General features: G+C 71.1%; 17 protein-coding genes, 2 tRNA genes and 2 pseudogenes. 5 read left to right on the top strand and 16 right to left on the bottom strand.

Features of this window, described 5'->3' with window-relative positions; translation table 11 throughout:
- Positions 1 to 83: 83 nt before the first annotated feature.
- Together AN216_RS13975 and AN216_RS28230 are read right to left on the bottom strand one after the other, a co-directional pair.
- Positions 84 to 920: pseudogene (locus AN216_RS13975) on the bottom strand (Tn3 family transposase); the annotation flags it as partial.
- A 10-nt stretch (positions 921 to 930) separates the two neighbouring features.
- Complete coding sequence (locus tag AN216_RS28230) at positions 931 to 2,316, bottom strand: hypothetical protein (RefSeq protein WP_079166094.1); 1,386 nt, start codon at positions 2,314 to 2,316, stop codon at positions 931 to 933.
- A 696-nt stretch (positions 2,317 to 3,012) separates the two neighbouring features.
- Between AN216_RS28230 and AN216_RS29245 the strand changes: the two genes are divergently transcribed.
- Positions 3,013 to 3,174 carry a hypothetical protein gene (locus AN216_RS29245; RefSeq protein WP_212732657.1) on the top strand — a complete coding sequence of 54 codons (162 nt, stop codon included), beginning with the start codon at positions 3,013 to 3,015 and terminating at the stop codon, positions 3,172 to 3,174.
- 77 nt (positions 3,175 to 3,251) lie between these two features.
- Here AN216_RS29245 and AN216_RS13965 read toward each other — a convergent pair whose 3' ends face one another.
- The 5 genes and pseudogenes from AN216_RS13965 to AN216_RS13945 form a co-directional block, all read right to left on the bottom strand.
- The gene (locus tag AN216_RS13965; RefSeq protein WP_070194550.1) at positions 3,252 to 3,578 is read right to left on the bottom strand and encodes a helix-turn-helix domain-containing protein; all 327 of its coding nucleotides are present in this window, start codon (positions 3,576 to 3,578) and stop codon (positions 3,252 to 3,254) included.
- Positions 3,575 to 4,702, bottom strand: coding sequence for a tyrosine-type recombinase/integrase (locus AN216_RS13960; protein ID WP_070194549.1), 1,128 nt, complete (start codon positions 4,700 to 4,702; stop codon positions 3,575 to 3,577). Before AN216_RS13960 ends, AN216_RS13965 begins: the two co-directional genes overlap by 4 nt.
- 156 nt (positions 4,703 to 4,858) lie before the next feature.
- A pseudogene (locus tag AN216_RS13955) lies at positions 4,859 to 7,078 on the bottom strand (Tn3 family transposase); the annotation flags it as partial.
- 268 nt (positions 7,079 to 7,346) lie between these two features.
- Positions 7,347 to 7,420: transfer RNA gene (locus AN216_RS13950), tRNA-Ile, on the bottom strand.
- 220 nt (positions 7,421 to 7,640) lie between these two features.
- A tRNA-Asn gene (locus tag AN216_RS13945) sits at positions 7,641 to 7,713 on the bottom strand.
- A gap of 147 nt (positions 7,714 to 7,860) precedes the next feature.
- Here AN216_RS13945 and AN216_RS13940 point away from each other — a divergent pair.
- Positions 7,861 to 8,187: a hypothetical protein gene (locus AN216_RS13940; RefSeq protein ID WP_070197000.1), complete on the top strand. Its 327-nt coding sequence runs from the start codon at positions 7,861 to 7,863 to the stop codon at positions 8,185 to 8,187.
- Positions 8,188 to 8,258: 71 nt separating this feature from the next.
- Here AN216_RS13940 and ligD read toward each other — a convergent pair whose 3' ends face one another.
- Positions 8,259 to 9,155 (bottom strand): non-homologous end-joining DNA ligase, encoded by an 897-nt coding sequence (gene ligD / locus AN216_RS13935; protein ID WP_070196999.1) that lies wholly within the window; start codon positions 9,153 to 9,155, stop codon positions 8,259 to 8,261.
- Positions 9,156 to 9,185: 30 nt separating this feature from the next.
- On the opposite strand from ligD, the gene ku reads away from it, so the two are divergent.
- Positions 9,186 to 10,271: a non-homologous end joining protein Ku gene (gene ku, locus AN216_RS13930; RefSeq protein ID WP_070196998.1), complete on the top strand. Its 1,086-nt coding sequence runs from the start codon at positions 9,186 to 9,188 to the stop codon at positions 10,269 to 10,271.
- A 56-nt stretch (positions 10,272 to 10,327) separates the two neighbouring features.
- Here the strand turns inward: ku and AN216_RS13925 are convergent, their stop codons facing one another.
- Positions 10,328 to 10,816, bottom strand: coding sequence for an ATP-binding protein (locus AN216_RS13925; RefSeq protein ID WP_070196997.1), 489 nt, complete (start codon positions 10,814 to 10,816; stop codon positions 10,328 to 10,330).
- Positions 10,817 to 10,988: 172 nt separating this feature from the next.
- On the opposite strand from AN216_RS13925, the gene AN216_RS13920 reads away from it, so the two are divergent.
- Entirely contained in the window at positions 10,989 to 11,804 is an 816-nt protein-coding gene (locus AN216_RS13920; protein WP_070197283.1) for a helix-turn-helix domain-containing protein, read from the top strand.
- Positions 11,801 to 11,995, top strand: a complete 195-nt coding sequence (locus tag AN216_RS26985) for a DUF397 domain-containing protein (protein WP_079166574.1) — start codon at positions 11,801 to 11,803, stop codon at positions 11,993 to 11,995. The genes AN216_RS13920 and AN216_RS26985 overlap by 4 nt, the downstream gene beginning before the upstream one ends.
- A 17-nt stretch (positions 11,996 to 12,012) precedes the next feature.
- Here AN216_RS26985 and AN216_RS13915 read toward each other — a convergent pair whose 3' ends face one another.
- The 7 genes from AN216_RS13915 to AN216_RS13885 form a co-directional block, all read right to left on the bottom strand.
- Positions 12,013 to 12,777, bottom strand: a complete 765-nt coding sequence (locus AN216_RS13915; RefSeq protein ID WP_070196996.1) for an FkbM family methyltransferase — start codon at positions 12,775 to 12,777, stop codon at positions 12,013 to 12,015.
- On the bottom strand, positions 12,774 to 13,001 hold the full coding sequence (locus AN216_RS13910) for a Trm112 family protein (protein ID WP_070196995.1): 228 nt from the start codon (positions 12,999 to 13,001) through the stop codon (positions 12,774 to 12,776). The genes AN216_RS13915 and AN216_RS13910 overlap by 4 nt, the downstream gene beginning before the upstream one ends.
- A 1-nt stretch (position 13,002) precedes the next feature.
- Positions 13,003 to 14,178 carry a DMT family transporter gene (locus tag AN216_RS13905; RefSeq protein WP_070196994.1) on the bottom strand — a complete coding sequence of 392 codons (1,176 nt, stop codon included), beginning with the start codon at positions 14,176 to 14,178 and terminating at the stop codon, positions 13,003 to 13,005.
- Positions 14,178 to 14,957 (bottom strand): class I SAM-dependent methyltransferase, encoded by a 780-nt coding sequence (locus AN216_RS13900; protein ID WP_070196993.1) that lies wholly within the window; start codon positions 14,955 to 14,957, stop codon positions 14,178 to 14,180. The genes AN216_RS13905 and AN216_RS13900 overlap by 1 nt, the downstream gene beginning before the upstream one ends.
- A gap of 252 nt (positions 14,958 to 15,209) precedes the next feature.
- Entirely contained in the window at positions 15,210 to 16,742 is a 1,533-nt protein-coding gene (locus AN216_RS28225) for a condensation protein (protein WP_212732700.1), read from the bottom strand.
- Positions 16,739 to 21,415 (bottom strand): alpha-(1->3)-arabinofuranosyltransferase domain-containing protein, encoded by a 4,677-nt coding sequence (locus AN216_RS13890; RefSeq protein WP_070196992.1) that lies wholly within the window; start codon positions 21,413 to 21,415, stop codon positions 16,739 to 16,741. Before AN216_RS13890 ends, AN216_RS28225 begins: the two co-directional genes overlap by 4 nt.
- Positions 21,412 to 22,140 carry a class I SAM-dependent methyltransferase gene (locus AN216_RS13885; protein WP_070196991.1) on the bottom strand — a complete coding sequence of 243 codons (729 nt, stop codon included), beginning with the start codon at positions 22,138 to 22,140 and terminating at the stop codon, positions 21,412 to 21,414. The genes AN216_RS13890 and AN216_RS13885 overlap by 4 nt, the downstream gene beginning before the upstream one ends.
- Positions 22,141 to 22,146 lie beyond the last annotated feature (6 nt).

Genomic DNA, 22,146 nt, shown 5'->3' with positions numbered 1-22,146 from the left:
CCCGTCGGTGGGCGGGTGGCTGACCGCCCACTTGGCGGGGAAGGCCGTTGCGACTTTCCGCCGACCGTCCCCCGGGCCAGCCCTCACTCGTCGGTGGCGTGCTTGTCGCGCAGGGGCCTCAGGCCGCCGGGCAAGTCCGGGAGCTGGAAGGAATACCGGCCGAGCATGTTTACGTGGTGCCGCACGAACGGGGAAAGGCGGGCGACGTCCTCGTCGCGTACGTCGAAGCCGTCCGCGCGGAGCTGGGTGACGGCGGCGTCCATGTAGCGGGTGTTGAAGAGCACCAGGGCGTTGAGGACCAGGCCGAGGGCGCCGATCTGGTCCTCCATGCCGTCCTGGTAGCGCTGGTAGAGCTGTCCCGCCCGTCCGTGGAAGATCTTCCGGGCGAGTGCGTGACGCCCTTCTTGGAGGTTGGCCTGCGCCTTGATCTGGCGGCGGTATCCGGGCTCGTCGGCCAGCCGCAGAATGTGCAAGCTCTTCGCGATCCGCCCGTAGTGCGCGATCGCGTCCCCCAGCGGGGTCGGGCGGCCGTCACGCGAGAGCATCCGGATCACGTCGTGGGCGCGGACGGCGCCGGTGTGGATGGAGCCGATGATGCGCAGGATGTCCTCCCAGTGCCGCTCGACCCGGGCCAGGTCGATCCGGCCACGGGCCGCGTCCTGGAAGGCGCCGTAGTCGGCGGTGCGGTCGATGCGCCACATCTTCTGGTCCGGCAGGTCCGCCAGCTGCGGCGCGTAGGCGAAGCCGGCCAGGGTGAGGAGTCCGAAGACGATGTCGCTGTAGCTCGCGGTGTCAGTGACGATCATCTCCGGACGCTTGCCGCCGTCGCGGTCGTAGAGCACGTCCAGCACGTACAGCGAGTCGCGCGGGGTGCCGGCCACGACCTTCCCGCCCAGCCCCGCGGCCTGGTCGTTTACTGGCGCAGACCACTTATTTCTGAGGCGTCGTATTCCTCTCTCGCTGGAGGTCCGCGGCCCGAGCTGCGACGTAGTCGGCCCAGGAAGTCTTGGCGAACCCGGCCCAGCGGACAGCGGTGTTGGTGTGGAGCCCGAGGATGCTCGCGAGGACCGGTGCGGGCAGGTCGCCGGCGAGGGCGACCAAGGCGGCATTGCGGGCGGGTCGAGTGTCGATGCCGTGGGGCAGGAGCTTCGAGCTGAGTCCGGTCTGCGAGGTGGGGCGCCCGGGAACGAGACCGGGGAAGAGCCATGGCTCGCCGCGATTCGTTCGGGTGAGGCCGGCTCGGGTGTGCGGTGCCTCGGCGAGCTGGTGCAGGAGCTTGGCGAGCCGGGGCGGTAGCAGGATCGGGTGCTGGTCGAGGGTGAGGTAGCTGTTGCCGTCGCGACGGGTGAGCTGGGTCGTGGTCAGATGCCGGACGTGGGAGGCGTGCAGGCCGAAGAGCAGGATCAGCGCGCCAGCGGCCCGGGTGTCCAGGGCCATGCTCTCGTCGGTCAGGCACCGTTTCAGCAGCTGCCAGCGGCCGTCTTCATCCATCAAGTGACTGGGCTGCTGACGTGGGATGGAAGGAACCTTGAGCCTGCTGGTGAGGCCGTGGCTGGTGGTCCAGGACAGAAAGTAGCGGATTGCGTAGGTGCGGGTGTTGCCCGCGTCGAGCCAGCGGTCGAGGTCCTCTTGCCGGAGTTCGTCCAGCGCGATGCCGTGCTCGTCGAGCCAGGCGAGGAACTCCAGAGCCAGCAGGACGCGGGTGCGGAGGAACGAACCCGGCTCGGCTGGGCGGCGACGCTGGGCGGCGCGTCGTCGTGCTCGTCGCAGCAAGTACCAGTGCGCGTAGGGGCGAACCATCTGGACGTGTCCGGCAGGGCGGCCAGCAAGGACGGTGTCCAGCCAGGCAGGGATGCGGTCCAGTTCCTCATCGCGCTCGGGGAGGACGCCGAGATGCACGAGGGTATGGCGGACATAGTGCAGGTGACGGCTGGGCGGGAGTTGGTCGAGCCGCTGATGGGTGATCGGTTCTCCGGAGGCGGCCAGACTGGCGAACAGGGCAGCGTTCGGACTGCGCTTGAGCCAGAGCAGGATGCCGCGGGGACGCTCAGCCAGCGCGAGAGCGTCCCGCAGCGGCTGGAGCTGTGCCGGGATGCGCCCGTCGGGCCCGGCCAGCAGTTGCTGGAGGCGGGCGATGAGCACGCAGCGGGCGCACTCGGAATCGGCGTAGGTCCGGCCGCCGAGTCCGCAGGTGCGGCAGGTGTAGTCGAAGGCGGTGCCCGCGCAGGCGCCACAGATCCTGGTGCCGTCCTCAGCGATGCCGATCAGGGGCTGGTGGCGACCGCAGCCCGGGCAGATCGCAGGTGCGTCCAGCACGACGGTGTAGCAGGTCGAGCAGACCGGGCCGATCGGCCAGCGGGTGTGAACGCGGCGGGTCCGCCGGCAGCGGCAGCATTCCTGGTTGAGCCCGGGGCGGCAGCTCCGGCAGGTCCATGCGCCGTCCGGCCCGCGCTGGCAGGAGCGTGATTCCCGGCAGGCCGAGCAGACCGTGGTGGGGCCGTTGTAGCAGTCTTCGCAGATGTCCGGCCGTGCTCCGGTGGCCCTGCGGGCGATGCGTCGCTCTTGTCCGCAGAGTCCGCACTCCCGGACCGGCCTGCGCTGCTGGTGATGGCAAGGGGCGCAAAGCGGCCCGTCGGAGCCGTGCGACTTGGCCGGGCCGATGGCACCGCAGATCACGCAGGTGTGCTGCGGGCCGGACCAACAGCTCGTGCAGAGCGGCGAGTTATCTGGGCGCCGGGTGACGGGCATGCGGAGCTGGCCGCAGGTGGCACATTCTTCGACGACGTCCGGATCGGTGCGGTAGCAGGAGTAGCAGATGGGGCCCTCGGCCCGGCGGGCGGCGAGCCGGGTGGCCGTTCGGCCGCACCGCCGACAGGTGCCCTTGCCGCTGCGGGCAGAGCAGTTGATGCAGAGGCGTCCATTGGGTCCGAAGCGTGGGAGGCCCACGTGGGATCTTCCGCAGTCGGTGCAGGCCGGGCGGATCACGGCCGTGTGTCCTGCTGTATGGAGGACTTGAGCGAGGCGGACGATCACGGCCGGGCAGTGAGCATCGCCGGAGACCAGGGCCTGGGGATGGTCGGCGAGGTGCTGGTCGAGATCCCGGAGCGGGATACCTCGGTCGGCCCGAGCCTCGGTGACGGCTCGGAGAACTTCCGTCTGATCGAGCTCGGGTAGTGAGCCGGTTAAGGCGATGATCACGCGATCGAGGGCGGCCTGCCTTTGTTCGGCTCGTTGGCGGTCGCGGGCGCGGGTCATAGCCCCTCGGGGCGGCGGATCGTGGTCCGGCGAACAGTCGGCAGCGGCCGGACCGGTGCTTCATCTGCGGTCTTGCGGATCTCTTCGTTGACGACTCGGACTTCGATGAGGTCACCGGGCTGGCAGTCGAGGATGTCGCAGAGCGCCGCGAGGGTATCCATCGACAGCCGCTGCGGGGGCTGGGTGACCAGACGGAAGACCTGTTCGCGGGAGAGAGTGATGCCGCGCTCGGCGAGCGGCCCGACCAGGTCGGTGGTCTGGAACATCTGCCGCGTGGCCATGATCTGCCGCAGGTGCCAGTGGTAGCCCATCTTCTTGATCACGTCTCGTCGTCCTCCCAGAGTTCGGCGTGCTGTTCCTTCAACACCTGCTGGAGCAGACGGTTGCGGTACTCGTCGGAGACCCCGGTATAGATCGCGGTGGTGCTTGCGTAGGCGTGGCCAACCTGGTCCTGGACGAACTTCTCGGGGTAGCCGAACTCGACGAGATGCGTGACGTAGCTGTGGCGAAGCCCATGCAAATCGAGCTCTTCCGGCAGGTCAGCGGCCCTGCGGGCGGTCTCGAACGCCTCGTCCAGGCGTCGGAGCGACATCCGGCCGCGGCGTTCGGTAACCCAGAGCGCCGGGTGCTTGTCCGGGGAGAAGGCCGGCCGGACCTCCTCCAGGTACTGATCGAGGAGATCAGTGCTCCAGTCCAGTTCGGGAACCGTCAGGACGGTGCGGCGCTTGGGCGGCCCGCCCTTGGAGGACTTTCCGTAGCGTACGAACAGGCCGCCGAACCGGCCATAGTGCGGCATCTTCGGGTTCCGCCGCAGGTCCGCCAGGTCCAGTCCGCACGCTTCCTGGCGGCGCAGTCCGTAGGCGTAGACGGTCTTGAGGAGGATCGCGTCCCTCAAGGCGGCCAGTGAGCCCTTGCGGTGCCGGGCCCGGATCTCTTCGACCCGCGCTTCCGCCGCATCAAACAGGTCCTGAACCTCGTCGTAAGTCAGCGGGCGCCGGTCGGCTTCACCTTCGTACTCGCTGCTGTGGGTGACGGTGTTCCACTCGTGCAGGATCTGGACCGGGGCCTGGCCGAAGCGCTCCAAGCACCGCACGGGCCAGCCGTAGCGTGCGTCGGTGATGTACTCGCAGAACATGCGCAGCGCGTTCTGGTAGTTCCGCCCGGTCGAGACCGCGAACGTCTTCCGCCGCGATCTCAGGTAGTCGATGAACGCCTCGACCTCGGCGGGCTCCCACTGCCAGGGGTACTGGTTGGTGAACTCCGCGAAGCGTCGTACCACCGACATCCGCGGCTTGATCGTCCCGTCCTCGTCCAGGAAGCGGGTTCGCTGCTGGCGGGCCCAGCCGTCCAACATCGCCTGAAAAACCGCCGGTTCAGGGTCGAGGTGTACAACCCCATCGGCAAGCACCAGATGCGCGGCACCCGGCAGATCAACGGCTCGACTCACGATGCATTCAACGCAACATCGTTGAACCGGTTACGCCGCCCAGGTCACAGGCATAGCAAAGGGGACCGGCCGGAGGCCGGTCCCCTTCATGAGCTGCTGGTCAGCTACCTGTACGGACTGCGTCGGATGTTGCACCCAACGCAATTCCGCCCGGTAGAGCATGTTCAACCACGTGGCACCGCCCCGGCGGCCGAAGTACTTCGGGTTCGGCCGCGCGTAGACCGAGGGCACCGGCACGACGAACCGCATCCCGTCGACGGAGGCCACGAGCCCGCCGCCCCATACGCGGGCGAGACCGATGGACTCCTGGTACTCGATCAGGGTGGCGTTCGCGGCCCGGTACGTCGCCAGCCGCAGATACGTCTGGTCCACGTGGCTCAGCCGCCCGTACTTCAGCGCGTCCACGCCGCCCAGGACCGGCGTGTAGCCGACATTGCAGCCGTGCGCGACCAGCAGCGCAGCGATCGTCACGGGCAGGTCCTTCAAGCGTGCCTCGCCGCCGGTGACCGAGGTGAACGCCTGGTCGGCGCCGGTCCAGGAGAACACCTCCAGCAGCACCTCGGGCAGATCCACACGCGGCAGCATCGCGTTCACCGCCGCTCGCAGATCCAGCAGGGAGACGGGTTCGGGCTCCGGCTCCAGGGCAGCGAAGTGCAGCCGCCCGTCGTCGAAGACGATCTGCGCGCTGTCCGGGACCCGGCCGGCGACCTCCCGGTAGGTACCGTCCAGCAGCGCGGCCAGCGCCGCCAGGTGCCCGCCCGCCTCGCCGTGCAGGTTCAGCGAGGCCAGCACGGTCGGCCGCGCCTGCTGCCACGCCTCACCGGCCAGCAGCTTCGCCCGCGGGTCGCCCCACTTGGAGGAGTTCTTCGCGAACACCTGCTTGCTCCGCAGCATCCGGTACAGCTGCTCCAGCACGCAGAACGTGTACGCCTTCCAGTCCACCGTGCCCGGCTCCAGGTGCGGAGCCGCCAGGACCAGGCGCCGCCACGACCCGGTCAGCAGACCGGTGTCGATTTCGACCGGGCCGACCTTCTTGCGGCCCATCAGCTCCGGCAGCGACCGCAGCGCGTTCAGCACGGCCTCGCCCTCCGGGGTGGCGTCGAAGTCCACCACGGTGACCAGCAGCCGCAGGAACGGGCGGACGGTGCCGAAACGGTTGACCAGCATGGCCCGCCATGCCTCGTCGGCGTCGGAGTCCAGCGGCGGGGTCAGCTCGAACAGCGCGGCGATCGCTGAGGCCAGCTCGTGGCGTGGCACCACCTGCTCGATCTCCGCCCACATCGCTTCCAGGCTCGCCACCTTCGGCGGGGCGATCTCCCCGGTGTCGGTGTCGACCTGCTCGGAGGTGGTGTCGAACATGACCTGGAACGCGGTCGCCAGCTTCGCCGACGCGCGCTCCACGCGCGGCAGGGTCTTCAGCTTCTCCTTCGCACTCTCGCGCTCCGCCTTGGCCAGCAGCTTCGTCGCGATCAGGACCTCCAGCAGGTCCAGGGCGTCGTCCACCGCCCGCGACGTCAGGTAGACCGTGGTGGCCAGCAGCGTCGCCAGCCGCCGCGCGTCCGAGTGCCGACGTAGCAGCGACGCCTTGCCGTCCACCCCGTACCGCGACAGCTCCGCCAACCTGCGCGGCGGTATCCCCGACACGTCCAGGACGCCCATCCCGAGCGCGGCGATCTCCTCGGCCCGCTCCAGGGCCCGCTTCATCTGCGGGCCCGAGATCCGTACCGGCCCGCGGCGCAGCCGGTCCAACTCCGAGACCCGCTCACCCGGCGGCACAGTCAGCAGGGAGTCCAGCACCCCCCGCTGCCCGACGCTCAGCATCCTGTACAGGGTGTCCCACAGCCGCTGGTTCGCCGCCTCCCGCACCGACCCCACCAGCCGGGCCAGACGGCTCACCCCCGGCAGCAACACCCGCCCCTCGCGCAACCACCCCGCCGCCGCGTCGAACAACGCCTTCGGCCCGTCCCCCGTCGTCCACGCCCGCGCGTCCAGCCAGCCCGCCAGCTCCTCGCGGACCTCGGCGAAGTCCCGCCAGCCCCCGGCCTCCTGGATCTCCCCCGCGTGCGTACGGGCCGTACCGTCCCGCTCGCCGTACAGCTTCAGGCACGAGGCGTCCTCGATCTCCAACTGCCCGGCCAGGTACTCCGCCACCTCCGCCGGCACCTGCCGCGGGTCCGGCATGAACCGGCCCAGGAACCGCACGCTCGTCAGCTGGACAGCGAACCCGAGCCGGTTGTGCGACCGCCGCTTGGCCTGCACCACCTCCCGGTCCGCGTCGTCCAGGAAGAAGTACCGCTCCAGCTCCGCCCGCGAGGGCGCCTCGTGGAACGACCCGTACCGGACCGCCTGCTCATCCGTCAGGAACTCGACCGCCACAACAGCTCTCCGAAGATCGACAACAACGACCCACGAAGGCTCCGACGCTCAATCACCCCAGGTCAAAGCACCAACCAGTCCGACGAACCCTTAGCGCACGATCTGACACGGATGTTCCTCAGACCCCTACCTCCGTCGAAGCACGGTGCGTGCATCTCGGGCGAGCGTCGGGCGAGCCTACGGTCTTGACGAGGGCCAAGAGGCCGCCGGGATCGCGGACGGCTCCTCCCCGTCGCAGGTGAGGACGGTTCTGCCAGGTGTGCTGCGGTGGGGCGGGTGGGACTCGAACCCACGGCCGACGGATTATGAGTCCGTTGCTCTAACCGGCTGAGCTACCGCCCCGGTACGGCGCGCCACGCTCCGCGTGTGCGTCGTGTGCCGCAGCATAGCCGCTCATACGATCTCCTGCCCGGGCCGGGTGCCCGCTGCCCGATGTCTCGTGGTGCCCGTGCCACCGTGGCGTGCGGAGAGGCGGCGGGGAGCGGGTCTCCGCTGACCGGACCGGACCCCGGCCAACAGGGGGCAGTCATGCGAAAGGGCCCCGTCGGGGCCCTGTGCACAGCTCCCCCGACTGGATTCGAACCAGTAACCTGCCGGTTAACAGCCGGCTGCTCTGCCGATTGAGCTACAGGGGACCGCTTGACCCGGACGCGCCGACCGGTTTCCGGGCGACGTTTCCGCGCTGCGGCCATACATTAGCGCATGCCAGCGGGTACGCCGAAATCGGTATCGTGCCTGTCTCAACGATCATGCGAGAAGGACCGAGGGAAGGAGCGTGCGGCATGCACCGCCTCACATTCATCGCCGGACTGGCGATCGGCTATGTGCTGGGCACCCGTTCCGGCCGGGAGCGCTACGAGCAACTGCGCAGCAGCGCCCAGCAGATGGCCCGTAATCCCGCGGTGCGCAACGTGGCGGAGTCCGCGGCGCACAACGGCATGGGGATGGCGACCAAGGCCTTTGACCAGGTCAACGAGCGGGTCGGACATCGACTGCCGGAGTCGGTCAGCGAGCGGGTCCAGGCGATGCGGGAGCACCGCATGCACGCCGACGACCAGTGGGCGACGGAGCGCGAGAACGGCTGGCGGGGCAGCAGCACCACGCGGTAGCGCGCCGAGCGCGCCGTACGGGGTCGGTCGTACGGCGCACGTACGCCGCCGACCGGGCCCGTCGGCGCGGCTCACCCGGCGGGCTCCGGCAGGGACGATGCCCGCCCGGGGGCGAGCAGCGGGGCCAGCAGGTCACCGTGCCGCCGGACCCGTTCCGCCATGTCCGCGGCCTGGAAGGTCAGTTCGTCCTCGGTGCCGGCGGCGGCCAGCTCGTCCCAGCTCACCGGTGCCGAGACGGTCGGTGCGCCGCGGGCACGGAGTGTGTACGGCGCGGCGGTGGTCTTCGACCAGGAGTTCTGGGAGTGGTCCACGAAGACCTTGCCGGCGCGCAGGGCCCGGTTCATCCGGTGCAGTGCGAGTTCGGGCATCGCCCGTTCGGCTTCCCGGGCGAGCTGCTTGGCGTACGCCGAGACCCGTGCGGAGTCGGCGGGCTCCAGCGCCGCCAGCAGATGGAGTCCCTTGGCGCCGGAGGTCTTGGGCAGCGCGGTCAGCCCGTCCGTGGCCAGCCGGTCCCGCAGCCAGATCGCGACCGTACGGCAGTCGAGCACGCCGGCGCCGGTTCCGGGATCGAGGTCGAAGACGATGCGGTCAGCCCGCCGCGGGGTCGCGGCCCGCCACTGGTGGGTGTGCAGTTCCAGCGCGGCGAGGTTGGCCGCCCACACCAGCGAGGGCAGGTCCTGCAACAGCACGTGCCGCACCGAGGTGCCGCCGCTGTGCGGGATATCGGTGGTCGTCACCCACTCGGGGGCGCCGGGCGGCACGTTCTTCGCGAAGAACCGGTCGCCCTCCACCCCGTCCGGATAGCGCAGGAAGGACACCGGACGATCCCGCAGGTGCGGAAGCACGCTGCCGGCCAGCTCGGCGTAGTAGTGCACCGCCTCGCCCTTGGTGAAGCCGGTCGCCGGGTACAGCACCTTGTCGAGGTTGCTGAGCGCCACTCGACGGCCCTCGATCTCCACAGTGGGCATACCCTGAGAGTCCCATAGAAGGGACAAAAGATGCGTTCCATCTGGAAAGGGTCCATATCCTTCGGCCTGGTCTCCATCCCGATCAAGGTGGTGTCCGCGACCGAGAACCACAGTGTGTCCTTCCGCCAGGTACACACGACGGACGGCGGCCGTATCCGCTACCGCAAGGTGTGTGACCTGGATGGCGAGGAGGTGCCCAGCGAGGAGATCGGCAAGGCGTACGAGACGGCGGACGGTTCGCGCATCCAGCTCACCGACGAGGACCTGGCCTCGCTGCCGCTGCCCACGGCCAAGACGGTGGAGATCCTGTCCTTCGTGCCGGCGGAGGAGATCGACCCGATCCAGCTGGACCGTACGTACTACCTGGCGGGGGACGGGCAGAGCGCCAGCAAGCCGTACGTGCTGCTGCGCGAGGCGCTGAACCGCTCCGGCAAGGTCGCCATCGCCAAGCTCGCCCTGCGTGGTCGCGAGAGCCTGGCCATGCTGCGGGTGTACGGGGACACGCTGGCCCTGCACATGATGCTCTGGCCGGACGAGATCCGCTCCGCGGAAGGCATGGCCCCGAGTGGCGACGTGGCGGTACGGGACGCGGAGCTCGACCTCGCGGACACCCTGATGGAGACGCTGGGCGAGCTGGACCGCTCCGAGCTGCGGGACGAGTATCGGGAGGCCCTGGAGGCGCTGATCGCCGCCAAGGAGCAGGGCGAGCCGGTGGGGGAGGAGGGCGCGGGCGCGCCGGCCGCCTCCGGGGGCAAGGTGGTGGACCTGATGGCCGTGCTGGAGAGCTCCGTACAGGCCGCGAAGGAGTCCCATGCCGAGGACGCCGAGGCGACGGTGCACGAGTTGCGGCAGCAGGAGGGGCCTGCCGAGGCACCGGCGGAGGCCGGGTCCGGCGGGAAGCGGGCCGCGCGCAAGTCGGCACAGCGGAAGACGGCGGAGAAGAAGTCCGCGGCGAAGCAGGGGGCAGCGAAGAAGACGGCCACGAAGAAGACGGCCACGAAGAAGACGACCGCGAAGAAGGGCGCCACGAAGCGGGCTTCGGAGGAGCCCGCCACCCGGAAGAAGCAGACCGGGCAGCAGCCGGCGACCAAGCGGGCGCCGCGCAAGTCCGCCTGATGCTGACCCGGGTGTGCACGTCTGGCGACTGGCCTGTGTGTTGCTGCCCTGCTGGCTCAACCGACTTCCAGCTCCGCCCAGACCGTCTTCCCACCGGCGGCCGTGGGGTGTGCGCGCTCGGTGCTGCCCCATCGGCGGGCGAGTGCCGAGATCAGGAGCAGACCGCGACCGGTCTCGACCGAGGGGTCCGGCGGGGTCACGGTTTCCGGGAGACCAGCGCGGCCGACAGTGTCGGACACCTCGATACGCAGGACGCGCGTGCCTTCCACGGTCGTGAGGGAGAGGGACAGGGCGAAGTCCTGTCCCGAGGTGTGCCCGTGGACGGTGGCGTTCGTCGCCAGCTCGCCGACGATCAACGCAGCGGTGTGGGAAGCGTCGCTGTCGTACGGGACGCCCCACTCGTCGAGCCGTACGGTCGTGAGGCGTCGGGCGAGCCGGGCTCCGCGAGCGGTGGAGGAGAAGCGCATACGGAACTGCGCGCGCCGCGCGGACTCGTCGTGCGGGCGGTGCTGGATCACTCTGGGTGAGGGAAGTTCTGCTGTCATGCCGCAAGCTTCGGCAACGCTGCGTAGTGTGTGGATGGGCACTGGGTGTACGGGCAGCGAAGTACGCGGACAGTTGTGGCGTGTACGTGCGGTGGTCCGTAACCACCTGCCCGTCGCAGAGGGCAGCTTGGCGAGTCGCCGGAGCGACGCGTCACGGGAGACGGTGGTGAGGATGGGGCAACACAGCGACTCGGCGTCCACGACGCTCAAGTACTTCGGCAGTCAGCTGAAGCTCCTACGGACCCGCGCCAGCCTGTCCAGGGCCGAACTGGCGGACCGGGCGGGATACTCGGAGTCCACGATCGCGTCTGTGGAGCAGGGCCGGCGCGTGCCACAGCAGGAACTCATCGAGCGGGTGGACGAAGCGCTCGCCGCCGGTGGGTTGTTGCGGGCCGGCGGGGCGTACTTGGTGGAGGCTCGGTTCCCGTCCTGGTTCCAGGACTTCGCGCTTCTGGAAGCGGACGCGGTGAGCTTGTACCTCTACAGCAATCACATCATTCCTGGCTTGCTGCAAACCCAGGACTACGCGCGTGCGGTGATCTCCGGCAGTTGTCCGCCACCGGACGACGAGGAAACCGATCGTCGGATCGCGGCGCGGATCGACCGACAGAATCTGCTGACGCGCAGGCCACTGCCTGTTCTCGGCTTCGTCCTCGAGGAAGTGGTGATCCGGCGCCCCATTGGCGGCCCAACGGTGCTCAAGGCACAGCTGGAGCGCCTGGCCGAATGTGCCCGCATGCGTCATATCTCGCTGCAAGTCATGCCCACCGAGCGGGAGTCGCATGCTGGATTGGAGGGGCCCATGGTGCTGCTTGAGACGCCTGAGCGACGTAACCTCGCCTATATCGAGGGCCAGCGGGGCAGTTTCCTGATCTCTGAGAAGGAGGAGGTCAGCGTGCTCACACAGCGGTACGGCATTCTCCGTGCTCAGGCGCTGGACCCCGAGGAGTCGCTGGCCCTCGTCGACCGGGTGATGGGAGAGGCATGAATATCAGGCAACTTGCCGACGACGCCGAAACGACGTGGTTCAAGAGTAGTTACAGCGGTGGTGATGGTGGCGAGTGCGTTGAGGTCGCCGCTGCTTCCGACGCTGTTCGGGTGCGGGATTCCAAGGAGGTGGGGCGTGCGGCGTTGGCGTTCTCGCCCGCTGCCTGGCGGGCGTTCGTGGGCACGCGGTAGAGCCGCCCGCGTACGCCTCACACCGCGCCCGGCCGGCTGCCGTCCGGCAGGAAGAGCACGGAGTTCACGTAGCGCCGGTGTGGGGCCAGCGAGCGCCGTAGCAGACCGTCCTCGGCGACGTGCGCCGTGCGGCTCTGGTGCGTGGCGAGGTCGAAGTCGTCCAGCTTCAGCCACTCGCGCCCCGGCAGCACCCAGCCGGTGTAGCCGTGCTCCCGCAGCAGGGACAGCACCGGGCCCAGCGGCTGGATGCGTACCTCCAACTCGATGAACAACGCGGGTCGTTCGCGTCGGATGGTGTCCTCCGCACCGCGTAGTACGGCGAGTTCGCTGCCGTCCACGTCCACCTTCAGCAGCGACACTCCGGCCAGCGACAGTTCGTCCAGCGGCAGGCAGGGGACGTCCAGGGTCACGTCGTGCACCTCGCGGCGTACGAGGGAGGAGACCCCTCGGTCACCACGGCCGTTCGGCGGCAGCCACAGGGTGGCGGTGCCGTTGTGGTCGGTGGCCGCGGCCTGGAGGACCTCGACGTGGGAGGGGGTGGTGGCGCGCAGCCGGTCCGCCAGGTGCGGCACCGGCTCGATTGTCACCACGCGTTCGGCGCGCGCGGCCATCCGCCGGCTCCACGGCCCGTACCAGCCCCCGATGTCCACCGCCGTGCCGCCCAGCGGGCAGAAGTCCGCGAGGCGCCGCAACTCCGGTTCGAAGCGCGGGTACAGCAGGTCCGTCGCGGAGGCCAGCATGGCCGGGGGCAGATGGGGGGCGAGGCGGGCGGCGAGTGTCATGAGGGCTGCTCCTCGGGGGCGGCGAGCCGTTTCAGCAGCTGGGCGTGCTCCTCCTCCGTGACGGGCTGCCCGGACGAGGGCAGCAGCTGCGGCACTCCGTCGACGATCGGGTAACTCCTGCGCAGCCGAGGGTTGTAGAGCGTGTCCTCGGGCTGGACGAGGCTGAGCGGCCCCTTGTCGAGGGGACACGCCAGGATCTTCAGCAGTGGGTCGTCGGGAGACATGTCAGCGCCCTTTCCGGAGGGGGGTCGGGTCGGATTCGGACTCGGAACGGCGGGTGGCCGGGGGTTCGGCGGCAGTGGGGCGGCGGCGCGGCAGCGGCGGTGCTGGTCGTACGAAAGCGGTGGTGGCTTCGACCGGTGTCACCGGCGTCGTACGGCCCGCGGCGGAGATCGGGGGGCCGGCGAGCGGCAGTTCGGGGCGGGGGGCCGGCGGGTCCTCGGTGGCGCCGGCGGTGGCGGGGTCAGCCGGGGTGGCGGCCGTACCAGTGGAGGGCGTGCCCGAGTCGCCTTCCGGTTGCTCGCTCGGCTCGTCGTGCCGGGGGAGGGCCAGCAGCACGGACACCGCGAGCAGCGCGCCGCCCACCCGCAGCCCGAACCGCAGCGGTTCCTCCGGCAGCGGCTCGGAGAACGCGACGGTGCCACTGACCACCGTGTACAGGAAGGTGACTGTGGTGCACACCGGCACGATCAGCGAGGCCCGACAGCGCTGCAACGCCGTCTGGGAGAGCACGAGCCCGGTGGAGCCCGTGACCATCAGCAGGTACGGGTAGGGCGAGGTCAGGATGGCCGACACGGTGCCGGCGAGGTCGCCGAAGTCCAGCAGCCCGGCCACTCCCTTGATGGCCAGGGAGCTGACGCCGTACAGGAAGCCGACCGCCACGCCGTACGGCACGCCCGCCGTCGGCAGCCGGTGGCGCCGTTTGGCGCGCCGCTCGGCGGACAGGAAGACGCCCAGGCCGACCGCCAGCGAGGGGACGCAGATCAGCAGCATGGTCGGCACCGGCGCCAGCCTGCTGATCTGTTCGTCGCTGCCGCGCAGGGAGAAGACGATCATCACGAGGGCGAGGACGATCGCCACCATGCTCTGTCGCTCGCGCCCGGTGGGCCGCTCACCCAGGAAACGCGCCGACAGGAGCAGCAGCATCACCAGTCCGGTGACGAACAGCCCCTGGGCCGCGATCAGCGGCAGCGTCCGGTAGACGGCCAGTTGGGCGGCGAAGCCCAGCAGCAGCGAGGTGGCCCCGACGATCCACAGGGGGCTGCGCAACAGCGACAACACCACCTGCGCGGGTCGGGCGGCGGACAGCGGCGGCAGCCCGGCCAACGCCCGCTTCTCGACCACGAAGCCCGCGCTGAAGAGGACGTTCGCCAGCAGGGCCGAGGCGACCCCCCAGATCATCACTGCCGCCGGGCGTGGACGAGCAGGATCGAGGCGAGTGACGGAGCGCGACAGGCCAGCCGATCCAAGGGACGCAGGGGCCGTGGCACGTCGTGATAGGGCGCCCCGGTGATCGACATCACCTCGAAGCCGGACGCGGGCAGCAGCGAGCGGAGCGCCCGCGCGGTATAGAGCCGCAGGTGGCCCACCACCTGGGAGCCGGGCCGGCCGTGGATGCCGCGCATGCTGACCTCCGAGAACACCGGCTGCACCCCGGCCAGCAGCAGCCCGCGGTTGTACCAGGCGGCCAGGTTGGGTGTGGAGAGCAGCAGATGGCCGCCGGGCCGCAGCACCCGATGCAGCTCCTCCAGGGCGGCGTCCGGGTCGACGAGGTGCTCGATGACTTCGCTGAAGAGCGCGGCGTCCGCGACGCCGTCCGCGAACGGCAGGCCGGGGTGGGTGAGTTCGCCGCGTACGGCGGTGAGGTGGCGGGAGGCCCGGCGCAGCGCGTCCTGGGACCAGTCGACGCCGATCATGCGGTGCTGGTGGAGCGTACGGGCGGCGGTGGCCGCGGCGCTGCCGTCACCGCAGCCGATGTCGAGGACGGTCTGCGGGGCGCTGCCCAGGGCGCGCCGCAGGATCGCGGCCTGTCGGCGGCTCCGGTCGGGGCCGGAGGCCACCGGGGTGGCGGGGTCCTCGTACAGGTCGCGTAGTCGGGTCGGGTGGCCGGGCCGTGGCGGGGAGGCGTGCGACGGCGCGTCCGCCGGAGTGTCCGTCGGCGCGGCCGCCGTGGCAGACACCCCCTCCGCCGGGGTGTCGGGCAGTCCGTTCNGCAGGGGCGCGCCGCAGGATCGCGGCCTGTCGGCGGCTCCGGTCGGGGCCGGAGGCCACCGGGGTGGCGGGGTCCTCGTACAGGTCGCGTAGTCGGGTCGGGTGGCCGGGCCGTGGCGGGGAGGCGTGCGACGGCGCGTCCGCCGGAGTGTCCGTCGGCGCGGCCGCCGTGGCAGACACCCCCTCCGCCGGGGTGTCGGGCAGTCCGTTCGGTGTACCTGTCACTCCGTGCCTCCCGGTTCCGGCCGGTGCGCGGTCGACTCCAGCGCCCGTGCGAAGAGTTCGCCCAGCGACCGGCCGGCGTCGTCGTCGAGCCGCGCGTGTGACCAGCGCAGCGCGAGCTGGAGTCGTCCGTTGGTGGAGACCGTCGTCACCGACAGTCCGCGCGGCGATCGGGCGGGCGCTGAGAACCACACTGCGGTGGCCCGTCCCGCGTCGCCGAAGTCCATCGGATACGGCACCCGGCCGATGTTGGACAGCAGCGTGGTCGACGCCCAGGGCCCGGCCAGCCCCCGCAGCGCCCGGGTGTACGCGGCGCGCAGCCCGATCGGCAGCAGACCGGTGGTCAGCAGGCCCCCGCTGAAGCCGAGTTGCGGACGCCGCAGCGCCTTGAGCGCACGGGTGCGGGCCGCGGTCGTCCGCAGCATCCGGGTCACGGCGGCCGGGTCCGGGGTCTCGGCGCCGACCAGGGCCTCGTGCAGGTCCCGCTCCTCCGCGCCGAAGGTGACCTCGACGAGCCGGGTGCCGTTCCCGATGGGCATGTCGAGGGTACGGGGTCGGTCGTCCACCGGCATGGTGATACGCACGGGCCGGAACGCTCGCTGGTGCAGCCGGTTCCAGCGCGCGGACATCAGCCAGGTCGCCACCAGCAACTGGTCGTTGACGGTGTACGCGGCCGCGCCGTCGGGCGCGCGGGGCGGGCGGGTCGGCAGCGGCAACTCCACGACCAGCATGCCGTTGCCGCTCGCCGCCGGCCGGCGGGTTTCGGCGCTGATCCGGGCGGGCCGGGTCCAGGAGGACGTGGACGGCGCTGGTTCCGGGGCACCCTGGCCGCCGTGCGGGGCGCGTACGGGCGCGGGAGTGGGCGCGTTGTCCGCCTGGCCGTACCGCTCGGCAGCGGTGGCCAGCACCCGGAGGCAGGCCGGGCCGTCCAGCGCGGTGTGGTTGATGACCGCGAGCAGCACCGTGCCCGTGTCGTGCTCGATCACCTCGATCCGGATCGGCGGCGCGGAGTCGAGTGGCGGGCAGTCGGTGACGGCACGCCGACGGGCCTCCTCCAGGGTGCCGCCCGGGTAGGACACCGGGTCACGGTCCGGGCCGTCCGTCAGCTCCCACCAGTAGTGCCGGTGCCACCAGCGGTGCGGAGCCTGCCGGACGAGGATACGGGCGTGTTGGCGCAGCGCCGCGCGTACGGCCGCCCGTAGCCGCTCGGGTCGGAGCGAGCCGGGCAGGTGGATCTCGATGTGTACGGTCTCCGGCTCGCCGTCGGCTAGGCAGTGCCGGGAGATCTCGTCGACGGTGGGGAAGGGGACGCGTCCCGGTTCCGCGGGACGCTCCTCGGGAGGCCGTTCACCGGGCTGACGCGGGGTCTCCGCGCTGGTGCCACCGGGCGGTTCGGCCGAAGGCGGCCCGTCAGCGGACGGCCCGGCCGGGGTGTCGGTCCGGGCGCCCAGGCCCCCCGGGGCGGACGCGGCGTGTGGCGCGTCCGCCCCGGGCGAGACCGGTGGCATGCCGTCGAAGCGCTGTTGTGTCATCGACCGGGTTCCTCCCCCCGCCGTGGTGGCGCCGGTGGCGGCGGCGCCGGCCGAGTGCGCGGCGGGTGCTGTGGTGTCGGGTGTTGCGGGGGTGCTTGCCGCTGGGACCCGGACGGTGGCGGCTGTTGTGGCAGCTGCCGGGTCTGCCCGGCGGGCGGCTCCGTGCCGGCCTCGGGATGCCGCTGCGGCAGCGGCGCCTGCTCCCGGGTGCCGCCCGGGGCCGGCACGGCCTGACCGGGGAGCACGGGCAACTGGCTGGTCGCCGGCTCGTCGAACTCGTACGGTCGGGGTCCGAAACCTGCGCCTCCCCTGCCGGGACCGTCGTCCCCCTCCGCATCGGCGGCCGAGTCCTCCGCCGTATCGTCCCGCTCCCGGACCGGCGCCGTCACCAGCGCCGCCGCGAGCGCCAGCAACGCCAGCGCCTGCGCGACCCGTCCGAAGGCGCCCTCGTCCACGGGAATCCCGGAGTCCGCGGTTGCGGCGCCGACAGCGGCGGTGACGCCCGCGCCGAGCATCGCGAGCAGCGCGAGCGGCGCCAACGGCGCCGGCCGGAACCGGGCCAACAGCGCGAGCAGTGGGACGATCAGCGCGTACGGGCCCGTGACCAGCGCGAACACCGCGGTCACCACCACCGTGCCCAGCACCCAGCTGGGCCGAGGCGGCGCACCGGGGCCGCACCGGCCGTGCTCTCCGTCGTCGTAGGCGCCGTCGTACGCGCGGTCCTGCGCGCCCAGCGGCGTACCGGAGCGGCGGCGTACGAACGCCAGACCCAGCAGGGCGAGAAGGCCGAAGCCGCCGGCCACCAGCGAGCCCGTGTACCAACCGGCGGGCTCGTACTCGAGCGTGATGACACCGCCCTCGCCCGCCGGCACCAGGAAGCCCTGCTGCCAGCCGTCCAGCCGCAGCGGCGTGAGTTCCTCGCCGTTCAGCGTGGCCTTCCAGCCGTCGTTGACGTTCTGGTGGGTCTGGAGGTACGACGCGTCGCCGGCGCCGACCCGTATCGTACGGTCGTCGCCCGTCCAGTCGGTCGCCGTGACGTCGCGCCCCTCGGCGCGCTCCGAGGCGGACCGCTGGGTCCGCACCGCGTCACCACCCCCGGCCTCTGTCTCGGAACCGGCCTGGACCGCGTCTCCGCGTCCGAGCCGCAGTTGGGAGATGGCGAGCGGGCCGACCCCGCCGGCCTCCACGGTGTGCTGTCCGCTGTTCAGCGACAGAGTCCCGTCCCTCGCCTTCCCCGCGCACAACTCGACGTCGACGGGTCGACCTTCGGTCAGGTCGCTGACCTTGCCGGACGCCTTGGTGGCGTGCAGCTTGCCGTCGACGGCGAGTACGGGGCCCGAGCCGCAGGACAACTCGAACTCCTTGTCCGGGTCCGGAGCGGCGGCCCGCAGTTCGTCCAGCGCGGGGATGTGCACCTCGCTGAGTCCGACGGGCAGTTGCATCTGCTCCTCGGCGAAGGGGTTGTGCACCGTCTTCTGCTCGGTCTCGGTGACCGTGATGTCCAGTGAGTCCGTCTCCATCTCGCCGAAGCGGGCCCAGCCGTTCTCGTCGACGGACGTGGTGACGGCACCGTCGTCCGAGCTGATCCGCACCTCGGTGGGGCGGGCGGTGATGCCGCCGGCGCCGGCGAGCACCATCTCGGTGATCTTCTTCTTCTCGGGCCAACGCAGATGGATGGTGGGGTCACCGCCCGCCACCCACGAGGTGGTGAGGTTCTTGTCCACCAGGGAGCGCGGACTGGTCTGGGTGGAGAACCGGCTGGTGGAGTCGGCGGTGGCGGTCAACCGGTCGCGGCTGCCCGGCGCCACCTCGTCCAGCAGGTTGTCGAGTTCGGTGCCAGGCACCGGCAGCGCCTTCGCCTGGATCGCGAAGTCGTCCGATCCCGCGGTGTCGAACCGTCGGTGCAGGCCCTCCTCCGCCGAGACCTCGGACAGACCGCCCGGGTCGCTGGCCCGGTTCAGGGAGATCACCTCACCCTCCACCGGGTCGCTGCCGGCGTCCTCCGGGAGCCGCAGCAGCTTGGTGACCTGCACGTCCGGGATGGAGATCTCGGAGAAGCCGGCTCCGCTCAGACCCGCCCGGCCGTCCTCCGTCCCCGTGATGGTGAGCTTCAACCACTCGGCCTCGCCCTCGGGGGCGCGGATCTCCTGAGAGCTGGCGTCCGGCTGGAGAGGGCTCTCCCTGCTTCCCTGGTCGGTCTCCACCCGTACGCTCGTGGGAACCGCGCGCACCTGCTCGCCGGGCAGCGGTGTGACCGTGAGCTTCTTCGGGATCTTGGTCGGCTCGTCGAAGCCGACCCGAACCCACTGTCCCTCGCTCTCCCCGGCGCTGCCCTCGGCCCAGGCGGTATCCGGGTTGCCGTCGAAGGCCCCGACGGGCTCGAACTGCGGCAGGTGGAAGAGCCAGTTGCCGCTGCTGGAGGCCGTCACCGACTCCGCGCCCCGCAGGGTCGCGGTCGTCTGGTGTTCGGTGCCCTCGCTGGGCAGGATCTGTTTCGGCTTCTCGCCCGGGTCCTGGACGCTGTCCGGGTCGTTGCGCTCGGTGGGCCCGTACGTCGCCGAGGTGTTGTTGGTGAGCAGGCCGAACCGGGTGTCCGCCCGGCGCAGACCGTCCGCCTGGACCCGGGTCTCGGGCTTGGACAGTCCCGGATGCGCGTCGCCCGCCAGCACCGTGGGACGGCCGGTGACCGCCGGATCGTCCGCCAGCGGAAGCAGTGCCTCCGGGCCGCCGCTGACGACGGTCGTCTCCGAGACCGGCTTGGCGGTGACCTCCTTCGGCCGCGGGACGTCCGTCGGCTGGTAGATCTCGACCGACTGTGGGCGCGGATACAGCCCCACGATGTCCACGGGCGTGTTCGCCGGGATGGTGCCGGTGGTCACCTTCGGCCCGAACGCCGTGACCTTCTCGTATCCGGAGGCCTCCAGGGTGCGCTTGACCGTCTGGGGTGGCACGTAGCCCACCTGGTCCGGGTCGAGATCGTTCCGTACGACGACGTTGTACAGCCCTGCCCGGCCCAGGAACTCCGACAGGCCCGGCACTTCCCCGCCGGACTTCAACGCCTGCTCGACCGCGTCCAGCGCACGCCGGTTCCCGGGCGTGCCGAAGGGCACGAAGTCCCGCTGTGCCCAGGGAGACTCGGCGAGCGCGTGCAGCGGCTGGTCGATGGGCGAGCCCCAGTCGTAGATGCCGTGCGAAGTGGCCGGAGTGACGTAGGCGCGGGTGTCCGGGGAGTTCTTCTCCAGCCAGTCGGCCGTCTGCTCCCAGTGCTTCGGCAGCTTCTCGTACGCTCCGGACTGCAGGATGTCGCCCTTCAGGTACGGCACGGCGAGCCCGGGCAGTACCAGCAGCGCCAGTAGCGCCGGGAGGAAGCGTCGCGGCCCGGCCGTACGCCCGCCGCCGGCTGGTGCCCCGTCGCCTGGTCCGCTGCCGCCGTCGCGGCCGGCCGCGCCCGTGGGAGCCGTCGACAGCCGGCCGACCACGTGTGCCAAGCCGAGTGCCAGAGCGAGCGCGAGCCCGGGCTGGAACTTGTAGATGTTGCGGAACGGCCGCAGCGTGCCGTCCAACCAGCCTTGCACGGTCTCCGCCAGCGGACCGCCCAGCCCGCCGGCGTAACCCGCCAGCATGATGCCCGTGACGGTGATCGCGGTCAGCACCAGCCAGCGCCGCTCCGGCAGGTCGCGCCGGGCCAGCCCGGCCAGGCCGACCGCCGCCGCGGTGGCACTGCCGAGGATCGCCAGCACCCCGGTGGCCATCGCCCAACCGGCCGGCAGCCAGGGCTCGCCGTAGTTCAGGTACGCGGTCCAGTTGCCGGCGCCGCGCAGCATCTCGGTCGCCGACATGGTGCCGGTCGTGGTGTCGGCCTGCTCGACGTAGGGCATGAAGTCCTCGCCGTACATGCCCAGCAGCAGCAGCGGCACCACCCACCACAGCGTCGCCAGCAGCACGCCGGGAGTCCACCAGGCGATCAGCGTGCGGCGCTTGCGGCCGGTGCGGCTGAGGACGTACAAGCCGACGGGCAGCAGCGAGGCCAGGGTGGACGCCGCGTTCACACCGCCCATGAACGGGATGAGCAGGGCCGAACGGGCCGCCGCGACCCGCGGCGAGGCGGTCGTCGAGGTCAGCGGCAGCAGCACCCACGGCAGCATCGCGCCGGGCAGCGCGGCGGCCGAGGTGGAGCCGATGACGATGGTGAAGGTCGGCCACAGCGCGTACGCGGCGGCGCCCAGCAGTCGGGAGCGGGCCGAGCCCACGCCGAACCGCTCGGCCAGGCGCAGCGCGCCCCAGAAGGCGGCCGTCACGATGAGGGAGAGCCACAGCCGTTCGGCGAGCCAGATCGGGATCTGCAGCAGATCGGTCAGCGCGTAGTACGGCAGCATCGGGAAGGCGTAGCCGACGTACTGGTCGGCGATGCCGCCGAACCCGGCCTGGTCCTGCCAGAGTCCGGTCAGCTCGCCGAGGAACCGCCAGGGGTCCGTGAACACCCCGAGCTTGGTGTCGAACGTCACCTTCCCCGGCGCGGCGGCCAGTGTGGCGACGAACACGGTCAGCCAGAACCCGAGCAGCCAGCGCCTGCCGCGCCGCTCCCCTTCCGGCGGCGGCTTGGACGTCGTACGGGCGTGCTGTGGTCGTCCCGGGCCCGCCGGGGCGGGCGGGCTGAGGGCGCTGGTGGTCATGAGGGGCACCGCCGGAGGATGAGGAGGAGATTCCAGGTCGCGAACTCGCGAAGGCCCGGTACGCGGGTGATCACACCCGGCAGGAACGGCCAGTAGCGGGAGCGGGCGGAGAGGACGCGTACGTCGTCGCGGGCGCGTACCTGGCGGAGCGTGGGGCCGATGTGCACGGCGAAGAGGTTCTCGCCGAGGGTGTGCTTGGCGTCGTGGCCGGTGCGTCGGCGATAGCGGGCGCGGGCCCGCTCGGCACCGAGGTAGTGCCAGGGGGCGGTCTCGTGCCCGCCCCAGGGGGAGTACCAGTTGGTGAACGAGAGGTAGATCAACCCGCCGGGGCGGGTGACACGGACCATCTCGGAGACGAAGGTGACCGGGTCCCAGACGTGTTCCAGGACGTTGGACGAGAAGCAGACGTCCGCCGAGCCGTCGCTGAGCGGCAGCAGGTAACCGTCCGCGAGCACGGCCCCCTCCGGGCGGCGTCCGCCCGCGGTCAGTTCGGCCAGGTCCGGTTCGAAGAGAAAGCTCTGGGCGCCGCGGCGGCGGAACTCCTCGGTGAAGTGCCCAGTGCCGCCGCCGATGTCGACGACGGTCGCTCCGCGGAGCGGCTGGAAACGCTCGACCTGCCCAGCGGCGTCCCGAGCGAGCAACTCGTAGCAGCGCTCCGGCTCGGACGGCTCACGCAGGAAGGCGCGGAAGAGAGCGAGGGATCTTCGCAGGGACGGGTCCCGCACGCCGGA

This window comes from Streptomyces oceani, assembly GCF_001751245.1.
Classification (GTDB): domain Bacteria; phylum Actinomycetota; class Actinomycetes; order Streptomycetales; family Streptomycetaceae; genus Streptomyces; species Streptomyces oceani.
Note: the sequence above shows the minus strand (reverse complement) of the source record. Positions and strands in the feature narration are given on the sequence as shown.